10 protein-coding genes are annotated in these 13,365 nt (G+C 67.1%); 1 reads left to right on the top strand and 9 read right to left on the bottom strand.

Annotated features, from left to right (window positions below):
• Positions 1 to 197 precede the first annotated feature (197 nt).
• The 9 genes from uvrC to JL37_RS24250 form a co-directional block, all read right to left on the bottom strand.
• Positions 198 to 2,024, bottom strand: coding sequence for an excinuclease ABC subunit UvrC (uvrC, locus tag JL37_RS24290; protein WP_043547516.1), 1,827 nt, complete (start codon positions 2,022 to 2,024; stop codon positions 198 to 200).
• On the bottom strand, positions 1,987 to 3,045 hold the full coding sequence (gene nagZ, locus JL37_RS24285; protein WP_043547515.1) for a beta-N-acetylhexosaminidase: 1,059 nt from the start codon (positions 3,043 to 3,045) through the stop codon (positions 1,987 to 1,989). The genes uvrC and nagZ overlap by 38 nt, the downstream gene beginning before the upstream one ends.
• Before the next feature lie 58 nt (positions 3,046 to 3,103).
• Complete coding sequence (acpS, locus tag JL37_RS24280; protein WP_043547514.1) at positions 3,104 to 3,535, bottom strand: holo-ACP synthase; 432 nt, start codon at positions 3,533 to 3,535, stop codon at positions 3,104 to 3,106.
• 48 nt (positions 3,536 to 3,583) lie between these two features.
• Positions 3,584 to 4,324, bottom strand: a complete 741-nt coding sequence (pdxJ, locus tag JL37_RS24275; RefSeq protein WP_043547513.1) for a pyridoxine 5'-phosphate synthase — start codon at positions 4,322 to 4,324, stop codon at positions 3,584 to 3,586.
• Positions 4,321 to 5,808 carry an efflux transporter outer membrane subunit gene (locus JL37_RS24270; RefSeq protein WP_043547512.1) on the bottom strand — a complete coding sequence of 496 codons (1,488 nt, stop codon included), beginning with the start codon at positions 5,806 to 5,808 and terminating at the stop codon, positions 4,321 to 4,323. The genes pdxJ and JL37_RS24270 overlap by 4 nt, the downstream gene beginning before the upstream one ends.
• Positions 5,805 to 9,032, bottom strand: a complete 3,228-nt coding sequence (locus JL37_RS24265) for an efflux RND transporter permease subunit (RefSeq protein ID WP_043547511.1) — start codon at positions 9,030 to 9,032, stop codon at positions 5,805 to 5,807. The genes JL37_RS24270 and JL37_RS24265 overlap by 4 nt, the downstream gene beginning before the upstream one ends.
• A 62-nt stretch (positions 9,033 to 9,094) precedes the next feature.
• On the bottom strand, positions 9,095 to 10,363 hold the full coding sequence (locus JL37_RS24260) for an efflux RND transporter periplasmic adaptor subunit (protein WP_043547510.1): 1,269 nt from the start codon (positions 10,361 to 10,363) through the stop codon (positions 9,095 to 9,097).
• A gap of 215 nt (positions 10,364 to 10,578) precedes the next feature.
• On the bottom strand, positions 10,579 to 11,772 hold the full coding sequence (locus JL37_RS24255) for a patatin-like phospholipase family protein (protein WP_043547509.1): 1,194 nt from the start codon (positions 11,770 to 11,772) through the stop codon (positions 10,579 to 10,581).
• 28 nt (positions 11,773 to 11,800) lie between these two features.
• Positions 11,801 to 12,394, bottom strand: coding sequence for a DUF4136 domain-containing protein (locus tag JL37_RS24250; RefSeq protein WP_043547508.1), 594 nt, complete (start codon positions 12,392 to 12,394; stop codon positions 11,801 to 11,803).
• 162 nt (positions 12,395 to 12,556) lie between these two features.
• Between JL37_RS24250 and JL37_RS24245 the strand changes: the two genes are divergently transcribed.
• Entirely contained in the window at positions 12,557 to 13,351 is a 795-nt protein-coding gene (locus tag JL37_RS24245; protein ID WP_043547507.1) for a TOBE domain-containing protein, read from the top strand.
• The last annotated feature ends 14 nt before the right edge of the window (positions 13,352 to 13,365 follow it).

Here is a 13,365-nt window from a genome sequence, read left to right as displayed (position 1 = left end):
CCCATGTTCCCGTACACCTGTTACCTATGTCCCCGGTCTGTACACGCAGCCCCCTCGGGGGGCAGCAAGCACGCAACGCGTGCGTAGCCTGGGGACCCACAGAAGAATAGCCGCGCCGCCGCCGGGCCGCCCCAAGGCGGCGCAGCCCCCTCGGGGGGCAGCAAGCAAGCGAAGCTTGCGCAGCGTGGGGGCCCACCTTACCGCAGCGCTTCGTAGATGCGGATGGCCAGTTCCTGGGAGATGCCGTCCACCGACGCCAGATCCTCGATGCTGGCGGAGGCCACGCCGGAAAAGCCGCCGAAACGGGCCAACAGGCGCTGGCGGCGGCGGGCGCCGACCCCTTCGATTTCCTCCAGCCGCGACACGTTGCGCGCCTTGGCGCGGCGCGCCCGCATGCCTGTGATGGCGAAACGGTGCGCCTCGTCGCGCACCTGGGCGATCAGCATCAGCGCGGCGGATTCGCCGCCCAGCGCGACCGGCGGACGCTCGTCGGCGAAGACCAGGGTCTCCAGGCCGACCTTGCGCCCTTCCCCCTTGGCCACGCCCACCAGCGTCTGCACATCCAGGCCCAGCTCCACGAATACCTTGCGCGCCACTTCCACCTGGCCCTTGCCCCCGTCGATCAGCACCAGGCCGGGCATGGGCGCCTCGCCGTCGGCCACCTTGGCGAAACGCCGGGTCAGCACCTGGCGCATCGCGGCGTAGTCGTCGCCCGGCGTGATGCCTGCAATGTTGTAGCGGCGATAGAGCGAGGGCTGCATGTCGTGGTGCTCGAACACCACGCAGGACGCCTGCGTGGCCTCGCCGGCCGTGTGGCTGATATCGAAGCATTCGATGCGCAGCGCATCCAGCGCCGTCTCGTCGGTGTCCAATTCCAGAGCCTCGGCCAGCGCCAAGGTGCGGGCCGCACGGGCTCCGGACTCGGTCAGCGCTCGCGCCAGGGCCATCTCGGCATTCTTGCCAGCCTGCTCCAGCCATGCCCGGCGCGCGCCCTGGGGCCGCGTCAGCACCCGCGAGGGCCGCCCTCCGGCCTGCTCCACCAGCAGGTCGATAAGGCCCGCGTCCGGCAAGGCGTGCGAACAGACCAGCACGGGGGGCAAGGCGTTGTCGGTGTAGTGCTGGGCCACGAAGGCCTCCAGCACCTGCGCCGCCGCCTCGCCTTCGGCGTGCGACGGGAAGAACGGTTTGTCGCCCAGGTGGCGGCCGCCACGGACCATGGCGAGGTTCACGCAGACCTTGCCCCCGGCGATCGCCACCGCGATGATGTCGGTGTCCTCGCCGCTGACGTTCTCCATGGTCTGCTGGTGCAGCACGCGCGCCAGCGACCCCATCTGGTCGCGCAGCGCGGCGGCCTCCTCGAAACGCAGTTCGCTGGAGGCCTGCAGCATCCTGTTCTCGATCTCGCCCATCACCTCCTTCGCTTCCCCGTTCAGGAAGCGCACGGCGCGCTGCACGTCGCGCTCGTATTCGCCGGCCTCGATGGCGCCCACGCAAGGCGCTGAGCAGCGGCCGATCTGATGCAGCAGACAGGGCCGCGAACGGTTGGCGAAGACCGTGTCCTCGCAGGTGCGCAGGCGGAATACCTTCTGCAGGATCTGGATGGTTTCACGCACGGCCCAGGCGTTGGGGAAAGGGCCGAAATACTGGCCGCGCTTGTTGGTGGCGCCGCGGTAGTAGGCGATGCGCGGCCAGGCATGGCCGGTGATCAGCAGGTACGGATAGGACTTGTCGTCGCGGAACAGGATGTTGTAGCGCGGCTTCAGGCTCTTGATGAGGTTGTTTTCCAGGATCAGCGCTTCGGCCTCGGAGCGCGTCACGGTCACCTCCAGCCGCGCCACCTTCGCCACCATCTGGGCGATACGCGGGCTGGACAGGTTCTTCTGGAAATACGACGAGACGCGCTTTTTCAGGTCGCGCGCCTTGCCGACATACATGACTTCCCCGGCCGCATCCAGGTGCCGGTACACACCCGGCAGATGCGGCAGGTCAGCCAGGAACGATTTGAGATTGAAGTCGTCGGGCATTCTGGTAACGGGTTTCGGCCTGCAAGGTGTCCCAGTCCGGCGCTGCGAAGCGCGGCATGAGGCGGCGGATCCGGGCCACGGACTCGGCCGGATGCTCGAATTCCAGGCGCGACAGCAGTTCGTCGGCCAGATCCGGGCGGTTGCACACCAGCACCATATCGCATCCGGCGCCGAGCGCGGCGTTGGCGCGCGCAAGGATATCGCCGGCCACCGAGGCCCCTTCCATCGTCAGGTCGTCCGAGAACACCACGCCGTCGTAACCCAGGCGCTTGCGCAAGATATCGCGCACCCAGCGCTTGGAAAAGCCGGCCGGGTGGCGGTCGACCTTGGGATAGATCACGTGCGCGGGCATCACGGACGGCAGGATGGAATCGCCCAGCCAGGCGTACGGCGCGCCGTCTTCCTCAAGGATACGCTTGAGCGGGCGTTCGTCCACGGGAATCTCGTGGTGCGAATCCGCCTCCACGAAGCCATGACCGGGGAAATGCTTGCCGCAGGCCGACATTCCGGCCAGCTGCAGGCCCTGGATGAGCGCGCGCGACAGCATCGCGACCACGCGCGGATCGCGGTGGAAGGCGCGATTGCCGATCACTTTGCTGACGCCGTAGTCCAGGTCCAGCACCGGCGTGAAACTCATGTCCACGCCGCAGGCGCGCAATTCGGCGGCCAGCACATAGCCGGCCTCGGTCGCCAGGCGCATCGCCAGGAGCGGATCCCGCTCCCACAGCGCGCCCAGTTCGCGCATCGCGGGCAGCGGGGTGAAGCCGTCCTCTCGGAAGCGCTGCACGCGGCCTCCCTCGTGGTCCACCAGGATCAGCAGCGGTTCCTTGCGGGCCTTGTGGATCTGGCGCGTCAAGGCGGTAAGCTGGCGCCGGTTCTCGAAATTGCGGGCGAAAAGAATCACCCCGCCCACCAGCGGGTGGCGCAGGCGCTTCTTTTCTTCCTTCGTCAGCGCATATCCCGCCACATCGACCATCACGGGGCCGGGCGGCAGGACCGCCCTGGATTTCTTCTTGGCCATGTCAGGCTGTCCTTCTGTCTAAGTCTGGCAAGCCGCCGGCGGACACAGGGCCCGGGGCTCAGGGCTTGCGTTCGACCACCACGTAGGCGGCGGCCATGTCGGATTCGTCGGTAATGGAAACGTGCGCCGCGCCGAAGCGCTCGGCATACCAGCCCTGCAGCTCGGGGGCGATCACCAGCACGGGCCGCCCGCCAGGCGCGTTCAGCGTCTGCACGCGCCGCCAGGTCATGGGCATGCGCATGCCCAGCCCTATCGCCTTCGAGAACGCCTCCTTGGCGGCAAAGCGCGTCGCGAGGAAACGCAGGCCGCGCGCCGGGTCGCGGGCGCGGCGGGCATGGAACTTCTGCAACTCCTCCACGCCCAGGATCTTTTCGGCGAAGCGGTCGCCGTGGCGCGCCAGCGCGCGTTCGATGCGGTCGATGCGCAGAAGGTCCATGCCGATGCCGGCGATGGCCCCTGCTGGGGCGGCGGCGCGAGGAGTATCAGACATCGGCGTGGGCGCGCGGCAAGCGGCGGAAACGGGTGGACGGGCCCGCGGTCACAGACCGCGCAGCGCCTGCAGGCGGGCCTGCACCATCAGCGCCTTCATGTCGCGCACGGCCTTCTCCCAGCCATCAAACACCGCCTGCGCCACGATGGCATGGCCGATGTTGAGCTCGGAAATTCCGTCCAGCGCGGCGACCGGCGCGACGTTGCCGTAGTGCAGGCCGTGGCCGGCGTTCACGCGCAGGCCATGGCGCAGCCCTTCGGCTACCGCCACGCGCAGGCGCTGCAGTTCGGCTTCTGCGGCCTCGCCTTCCGCTTCCGCGTAGGCGCCCGTGTGCAACTCGATCACCGGCGCGCCGGCCTTGGCCGCCGCAGCGATCTGCGCCGGGTCCGGATCGATGAAGAGCGATACGCGGATGCCGGCCTCGGCCAGCAGGGCCACCGCGTCCGACACGGGGCCCATGGCGCCCGCCACTTCCAGCCCGCCTTCGGTCGTGAGCTCGGTGCGCTTTTCCGGCACCAGGCAGACGTCGTTGGGCTTGACCGCGCAGGCGATCTCCAGCATTTCCGGCGTGACCGCGCACTCGAGGTTCATGCGGGTACGCAGCTGCGGACGGATGGCGTAGACGTCCGCGTCCTGGATGTGGCGGCGATCTTCGCGCAGATGCAGCGTGATCAGGTCGGCACCGGCGTCTTCCGCGCGCAACGCGGCCGCGACCGGATCCGGATAGGCCGTGTGGCGTTGCTGCCGCAGCGTGGCGACGTGATCGATGTTTACACCAAGTTCTATCATTGCACTTTCGTTGTTTCTTCCCAGCCGCCGCCCAGGGCCTTGTAGAGTTCCACGCGGTTGATCAGCGCCGCGAGGCCGGTCTGGACCAGCGCTAGCTGGGCATTGAAAAAGTCCACCTGCGCGGTCTGCACCTGCAGGTAGCTGTCGATACCATTGGTATAACGCAGATTCGACAGCTCCAGGGTGCGCGCCGATGCATCCTGCAACGCGCGCTGCGCGTCTAGCTGCGCGCCGTAGGTGGCTTCGCCCGCCAGCGCGTCCGACACTTCCCGGAACGCCTGCTGGATGGACTGCTCGTACTGCGCCACGGCGATGTTGTCGCGCGCCTTGGCCAGGTTCAGCCCTTCGCGGATGCTGCCGCCGGCAAACAAGGGCGTGGTGATCGAGGGCGAGAAGCTCCAGTAGCCCTGGCCGCCCTTGAACAGATCACCCAACGAGGGGCTTGCCACGCCCAGCAGGCCGGTCAGCGAAATTGTCGGGAAGAACGCCGCGCGCGCCGCCCCAATGTTGGCATTGGCGGCCTTCAGCTGGTTTTCCGCGGCCATGATGTCCGGCCGGCGCTCCAGCAGGTCGGAAGGCAGGCCCGCAGGCACGGTGGCCAGGAGCTGGTCGCGGCCGAACGTGGCCGGCGCGGGCAGATCTTGCGGCAGCGGGGTGCCCACCAGCAACACCAGGGCATTCGTTGCCTGCGCCTGGGCGCGGGCAAGCTGCGCCAGGTCGGACGAGGCCGAGTCCAGCAGCGACTTGGACTGGTTCAGGTCCAGTTCGGAGGCCACGCCCCCGTCGAATCGGCGCTTGACGAGGTCATAGGATTCCTGGCGCGAGGCCAGGGTGCGCTGCGTCAGGCCAAGCTGGACCTCGGCGGCGCGCAGATTGAAATAGGACTGCGCAACCGCGCCGACCAGCGTGATGTGCACGCTTTTCTGCGCCTGCTCCGTCGACAGGTACTGCTGGTACGCCGCCTCGGACAGGTTGCGCAGCCGGCCGAACAGGTCGATCTCGAACGTGGTCAGGCCGATGCCGGCCTGATAGGAGCTGCTGATGGAGCCGGCGCCCGGCGACCGCATGTTGGCGGGCAGGTGCTGGCGCTGGCCCTGGATGCCGGCGCCGATGCTGGGCCATTGCGCGCCACGCTGGATGCCGTACTGGGCGCGCGCCTCTTCGACGCGCTGCACCGCCACACGCAGGTCGCGGTTGTTCGCCAGCGACAGCTCGATCAGGCTCTGCAGCCGCGGATCGCGGAAGAATTCGCGCCAGCCCAGTTCGGCCGCGGGCGTGCCGTCCTGCGGCATGACCGCGGTGGAGGGCTGCATGCCCAGCGACGTCGGCTTGGCGTAGCCGCCGTACTGCACCTTGGGCTGGTCGGGCCACAAGCCCGACACCGGCGCGTCGGGACGCTTGTAATCGGGCGCCAGCGAGCAGCCGGCCAACGCCACCGCCACGAAGGCGGACAAGGCGGTCTGTCTGAACTTCAGGGCTTTCATTCCTTGCCCTCCTGGCCACCGTTGGGTTGTGCGGGATGTTGCGCGGTTTCCGGCGCCGGCTGGGCGGCCGCCTTCTTGGCGGCCTGCTCTTCCTCGAAGGCGCGCAGTTCGGCGCCCAGCAGGCGGGGCCGCGTCTTGAACAGGCCCAGCACCACGACGAAGAAGGTCGGCACGAAAATCACCGCGAACGGCGTGGCGGCCAGCATGCCGCCCAACACGCCCAGGCCCACCGCCTTCTGGCTGGCGGCGCCCGCGCCGGTCGCCATGGCCAGCGGGACCACGCCCAGGATGAACGCCAGAGACGTCATCAGGATCGGTCGGAACCGCAGCCTGGCGGCTTCCACCGCGGATTCGTACAGGCCCATGCCGCGGGCGTACTGGTCCTTGGCGAATTCCACGATCAGGATGGCGTTCTTGGCTGCCAACCCGATCACGGTCACCATGCCCACCTGGAAATACACGTCGTTCGACATGCCCAGCGCGCTGATCAGCGCCACGGCGCCCAGCATGCCCAGCGGCACCACCAGCATCACCGAGATCGGGATCGCCCAGCTTTCATACAGGGCGGCCAGCACCAGGAACACGATCAGCAGCGACAGGCCCATCAGGATGGGAGCCTGGTTGCCGGCCTGGCGCTCCTGGTAGGAAAGGCCGTTCCATTCGTAGCCGAAGCCTTGGGGCAGCTGCCCGACCAGGCGTTCCATCTCGGCCATGGCTTCGCCGGTGGTGTAGCCCGGCGCGGCGTCGCCGCTGATGCGCATGGACTCGTAGCTGTTGTAGCGCACCACCTGCACGGGGCCCTGCTTCCATTCGGCCTTCACGAACGTGGACAGCGGCACCATGCCGCCCTGGGCGTTGCGCGCGTTGAGCTGCAGCACGTCGTTCAACTGCATGCGGTACGGCGCGTCCGCCTGCACCCAGATGTTCTGCATCCGGCCCAGGTTGGGGAACTTGCTCAGGTAGGCGGAGCCGACAGCCGTGGAGATCAGCGAGGCCGCCTCGTTGAAGTCCACGCCCAGCGCGGCCGCCTTGTCGCGGTCGATCGTCAGGCTCAGCTGCGCGCCGGCGCCAAGGCCCGTAATCCGGACCTGCGACAACACGGGGCTCTTCATGGCCATGCCCATCAGCTCGCCGGTGGCCGCCGCCAGCGCTTCGGAGCCGGCGGCGCCGCGATCCTGCAGGCGGAAATCGAAGCCGGTGGCGTTGCCCAGCGACGAGATGGCGGGCGGCACCAGGGTGAACACCTGCGCGTCGTGGATGCCCATCAACTGCTTCTCGAAGGCGTTGAACGCGATTGCCCCCGCGGAATCCTTGCGCTCCTTGCGCTCGCTGAAGTCCTTGAGCGTAACGAACGCGATGGCGGCGTTCAGGCCGTTGCCGTTGAAGCTGTAGCCCTGCACGGCGATGACGTTCTCAACGGCGGACACGCCCGAGAAGTACTTTTCGACCTGCTCGATGACCTCGACCGTCCGGTTCGCCGTGGCGCCCGTGGGCAGTTCGATGTTGCTGACCACGTAGCCCTGGTCTTCCTCGGGCAGGAACGACGACGGTAGGCGCAGGTACAGCCAGCCCAGGAGCACGACCAGCAGCAGGAACGCCAGCATCATGCGGCCGCCCTTGTGCAGGATGCGCGACACCCAGTTCTGGTAGCCATGGGTGGTGGCGTCGAACTTGCGGTTGAACCAGCCGAAGAAGCCCTTCTTCTCGTCGTGGTGCCCCTTGGGCACGGGCTTGAGGATGGTGGCGCACAGCGCCGGGGTGAAGGTCAGTGCCAACAGCGCCGAGAAGAAGATCGACACGGCCATGGCCACGGAGAACTGGCGGTAGATCACGCCCACGGAACCGCTCATGAAGGCCAGCGGCAGGAACACGGTCACCAGCACCAGCGTAATGCCGACGATGGCGCCGCTGATCTGCGGCATGGCTTTCTTGGTGGCTTCCTTGGGCGGCAGCCCCTCGGTCGCCATGATCCGCTCGACGTTCTCGACCACCACGATGGCGTCGTCCACCAGGATCCCGATGGCCAGCACCATGGCGAACATGGTCAGCACGTTGATGGAGAAGCCAAGCGCCAGCATGACCGCGAAAGCCCCCAGCATGGCCACCGGCACGACCAGCGCCGGGATCAGGGTGTACCGCACGTTCTGCAGGAACAGGTACATCACCAGGAACACCAGGACCATGGCCTCGACCAGGGTATGGACGACCTGCTCGATGGACACCTTCACATAGGGCGCGGTGTCGTAGGGAATGGAATAGGTGATGTTGCCCGGGAAGTACTTGGACAGCTCTTCCATCTGCTGGCGCACGCCCTGCGCGGTCGCCAGCGCGTTCGCGTCCGGCGACAGCACGATGGCGAAAGCCGCCGTCGGCTTGCCGTTCAGACGGGCCCCGAACTGGTAGTTGTCGGCGCCGACTTCGATGCGGGCCACGTCGCGCAGCAGCACCTTGGAACCGTCGGTATTGGCGCGCAGGACGATCTTGCCGAAGCCCTCCACCGTGCTCAACTGGCCGTTGGCCGTGACGGTGGCGGTGATGCGCTGCGAATCCGGATTGGGCGGCGCGCCGATGCTGCCGCCGGAAATCACCACGTTCTGGCTGGAGATCGCCTGGTTCACCTGCGACATGCTCAGGTTGAAGCCCACCAGCTTGGCCGGATCGACCCAGATGCGCATGGCGCGCGGCGCGGCGAACAGCTGGAACTGGCCCACGCCGGGCACGCGCGACACCGGGTTCTTGATGTTGCGGGTGATGTAGTCCGCCAGCGCGGTCTGGTCCAGCGAACCGTCCGTGGACGACACTGCCGCCACCATCAGGAAGCCGGTGCTGGTCTGCTCGTATTGCAGGCCCTGCTGCTGCACGGCGGTAGGCAACTGCGCGACCACGTTGGACACGCGGTTCTGCACGTCCACCTGTGCCAGATCGGGATTGGTGCCGGGCGCGAAAGTCGCGGTGATCGTCGAAGTGCCGTAGGAATCGCTGACCGACTCGTAGTAGATCAGGCCCTTGGCGCCGTTGAGCTGGTCTTCGATGATGCTGGTGACCTGCTCGGCCACTTCGTTGGCCGAGGCGCCAGGATAAGTGGCGGTGATCGTGATGGCGGGCGGCGCCACGTCCGGATACTGCGAAACCGGCATGTTCGGGATGGCCAGGATCCCGGCCAGCAGGATGAACAGGGCGACTACCCAGGCGAAAATCGGTCTATCAATGAAAAATTGCGGCATGTGGGCTGACTCTGAAAGCGATGCTCACGAAAGAGGAACGCGGCGCAAGCGCCGCGTGCCGCTTAAGATTTCTGGCCTGCGGCCTTGTCCTGCTGCGCAGGCTCGGCCGGCTTGGCGCCAGGCTGCGGGGCGGGTTCCGCCGGCTTGGCGCCCGGTTGCGCCGCGGGCTGGGCGCCCGGCGCGGCCGCCCCGCCCTTCTTGGTCCATTGGCTGACCTGCACCGGCGCGCCGGGGCGGATCTTCTGGAAGCCTTCCACGACCACCACGTCGCCGGCCTTCAGGCCGCTGGTGACGACCCATTCGTTCTTGATGGCGCCGCCGGTGGTCACGGGCACCTGCTCGATCTTGTTGTCCTTGACCAGCATCAGGCTCTGCATGCCGTCCGCGGTGCGCTGCAGCGCCTGCTGCGGCACCATCAGGGCCTTGTCGTCCACGCCCTGCTCCAGGCGCACCCGCACGTACATGCCGGGCAACAGGATGCCATCGGGGTTGGGGACCTCGGCGCGCAGGTTCACCTGGCCGGTGGACGGGTCTACCGTGATGCCCGTGAACAGCAGCTTGCCGGGCTGGCCGTACTCGGTGCCGTCTTCCAGGACGATCGTGGCGCGCGCGGTGTCCTTGCCGACCTGCTGCAGCTGGCCGCTCGCGAATGCGCGGCGCAACGACGCCAGTTCCGCGGTGGACTGGGTGAAGTCCACGTAGATCGGATCCAGCTGCTGCACGATGGCCATCTGCGTGGCGGAGGTAGCCTCGACCAGCGCGCCTTCGGTGACCAGCGGCTTGCCGATGCGGCCCGTGATGGGGGACGTGACGTCGGTGTAGCCCAGGTTGATCGCGGCATTGTCCTGCGCGGCTTTGGCGGCGGCGACAGAGGCATCCGCCTGGCGGTACGAGGCCACTGCGTTGTCGTATTCCTGCTTGCTGACGGCGTTGGCCTTGACCAGCGGCGCGTAGCGGTCGGCCAACAGCTTGGCGCTGAACAAATTGGCCTGCGCCTGCTTGAGCTGCGCCGTCGCCTGATCGTAGGCAGCCTTGTAGGGCGCCGGATCGATCTTGAACAGCAGCTGGTTTTCCTTGACGTCGCCACCCTGCTCGAAGGTGATCTTCTGCACGATGCCGGTGACGCGCGAGCGGATCTGGGCATCCCGGACGGCATCGACGCGGCCAGGCAATTCCGAGACGATGGGGGCGCGCTGCGGTTGGATCGTGACGACGCTGACCTGGGGCATGCCGGGGTTCATCTGCGGCTTTTCACCGCAACCCGCCAATATCAGCGCGAGGACTCCACCGGAGAAAGCCAGCCCCGAAACACGTTTAGGCGAAAACCGCATTGAAACCCCCGCGTAGCGTTGTAAACCGTAGTCGCGTCAAGCAATCGCAGTATTTAACCGCGACTTTTGCCCGCGATCAAAATGAAAGCATGCGTTATCAAGGCACGTGAATAGCCCGTTAATGTAACTCAGTTATTGGGGAAATCACTGACTTTTGCGGCCTCAAACTGGAAGCGGGGGCGGATTTTGTGCATGGAATCAACAGTCGGCGCGCCTCAGGCGCGCTTGCCGTTGCGATGGATGTCGTGGGTCACGAAGCAGCTGTCTTGGGTGGGGCGCGCCAGAATGCCCGGCTTGGCCAGGGTGTGGCGGATGTCGGCCAGCCCGGACTCCCAGTGCTCCCGCATGGCCTCGGTGCCGAACTCGTAGTCCTTGGAATAGCGCTCGCGGTGCTTGGACTCGTAGATGAGGTTGATGATGTTGGTGGCGGGCGTGTGCGACAGCCTGCGGATGTCCGCAAGGTCGGCCGCGTTGCGCTCGGATTCGGGCAGGCGCTCCAGGAGGCGCTGCAGGCCGTGCCGCAGCTTCAGCACGCGCCGCAACTGGTCGGTTACCAGACGAGTCCGGCTGGAATACTGGATGTCTTTCTGACGCTCGGCCACCTCTTCCAGCGAGGTGGGCAGACCGCCCCGCGCCGGCCACAGGTCCACCTGGAACGCCAGCGTGTCGCGCATATTGTCCGTGGTCAGCACCTGCGCCAGCGGTGTGTTGGACACGACGCCGCCGTCCCAGTAGTGCTCGCCGTCGATCTCGACGGACGGAAAGCCAGGCGGCAAGGCGCCCGAGGCCATGATGTGCTCGGGGCGCAGGGTGTCTTTCAGGCTGTCGAAATATGCGAAGTTGCCGCTGCGCACGTTCACGACGCCGAAGCTGGCGCGCACGGCCCCGCTATTGAGCAGGTCGAAGTCGACGAACTGCCGCAGGGTTGCGGCCAGGGGCGTCGTGTCGTAGAAACTCGTGGAGGCCGCCCCCCTGCCATGCACCAGGTAGGGAGGCGGGAAACGCGGCTTGAAAAAGCCCGGCTGCCCGGAAAACAAGGCCTGCAACGCCGAAACCTGGCCGTTCATGACCGGCGAGCCGAAGCCGAACGGCAGGCCCGCGAACATGTCCGCCATCGCCTCGCCCCACGGCATGGAGGAGAACGCCGCCGGCCGGCAGATGCTCTCCCAGAAGCCGCGCAGCCGCTCCACGCGCTCGTCCTCGGGGGATCCGGCAATGATGGCCGCGTTGATCGAGCCGATGGATATGCCCGAAATCCAGTTGGGCCGGATGCCGGCCTCGTGCAGGCCCTGGTACACCCCGGCCTGGTAGGCGCCGAGCGCGCCGCCGCCCTGGAGCACCAGGGCGACGACTTCATAGGACGGCGTGTCGCCGGTATCTTGTGATGGAGCCTTGCGGCGTGCGCTCATGCCACCTTCCTTCGGGTATGGACGGGACCTACGGTTTGCTCTTGTCCGGCAACTGCGGCGCGGCGACGCCCGCCCGGAACGGATACTTGGCGAAGATCTGCGCAACCACTTTCTCGGCGCTCTGCGCGGACCCCGCGACGCCCTGGTCCTGGACCTCGCCCACCGCCACGCCTTCCCACACCAGTTGCTTGCGGCGCGCGTCGACCAGGTCGATGTTCAGGGTGCCCTCGGTATATTGATAGACGTCGTCGCCCCAGCCGTAGCCGGGCCAGCCGCCATAGAACCCGGCGCGGTAGCCGTAGTACGGCCCCATCGGCGGCGCGGGAGTGACCTGCACCTTCTGCTGCAGCTTGGCGCCGAAGTTGACGAGCAGGTCGGGGTTGGAGGCGCTGTAGACATAGCCGCGCATCTCCATCTGGCCGCGCGTGGCGGTTTTCAGCCTCTCGGTCAGCAGAGTGCTGTAGCCGGCCCGGTCCGTGCCCAGGGGCGACATGAATCCAAAGCTGCGGTACTGGGCGAAGTCGGCCTGGTGATCGTAGTCGCCCTTCACCGTGGGGCCCGACGCGCACGCCGCCAACAACCCCGTCATGGAACCCGCCGCCAGCAATTTCAACGCTTTCATGTTGTGTTCTCCGAGAGCCAAGGCGTGACCATAGTGCCGCGAAGCCTGCGAAATATCAACAGAATCTCATTCTCATCGCAACGGCCGCGGCGCCGGCGAAGCGCCCGTCCAGTAAACTTGGCCGCTGTCCCATACCCTGCCCTGACGACAGGCCCTATACCGATGTTGGAACTCGACGGCTCGATTTGGTTTCGTTCCGGCGCCCAGACCTGGGGCGGCAGGAACCGCATAGACCTGCTGGCGCAGATCGACGCCACCGGCTCGATCACGAACGCCGCGCGCGCCGTGGGCATGAGCTACAAGGGGGCCTGGGACGCCATCGACGCCATGAACAACCTGGCCGGCGAGCCGCTGGTGATCCGGGCGGCCGGCGGCAAGGGCGGCGGCGGCACGCAACTGACCGACCGCGCCCGCCGCCTGATCGCGACCTTCCGCGCGCTCGAGGCGGAGCACCGCAAGTTCATGGAAAACCTGACCCGCGCCGGCGTGGATGCCAGCGGCGATATCGACCTGATGAAGCGCTTCATGCTCAAAACCAGCGCACGCAACAAACTCCTGGGCACCGTCATCCGCATCCGCGAAGGGGCCGTCAACGACGAGATCGTGCTGCGCATCGCGGGCGGCCTCGCCATTACCGCGACCATCACGCGCGAAAGCACGCAGGAGCTGGGGCTGGCCGTCGGCAAGGAAGCGATCGCGCTGGTCAAGGCCTCGGCCGTCATCGTCGGCGCGCCCGGGCCCGGCCTGCGCCTATCGGCGCGCAACCAGCTGCCGGGCAAGATCACCGCGCTGCGCCCCGGCGCCGTGAACAGCGAAATCCTGATCGGCCTGGAAGGCGGCGCCACCTTGGCCGCCATCGTCACGAACGAAAGCGCGAACGACCTGGGCCTGGACGTCGGCGCCGAGGCCGTGGCGATATTCAAGGCGTCCAGCGTGATTCTCGGGGTCCTGGAGTAGGATGGGTGCAGCGC

The sequence above is a fragment of the Achromobacter sp. RTa genome, from assembly GCF_000757485.1.
In the GTDB taxonomy this organism is placed as follows: domain Bacteria; phylum Pseudomonadota; class Gammaproteobacteria; order Burkholderiales; family Burkholderiaceae_B; genus Achromobacter.
This window is presented reverse-complemented; position numbering and strand designations above follow the sequence as displayed.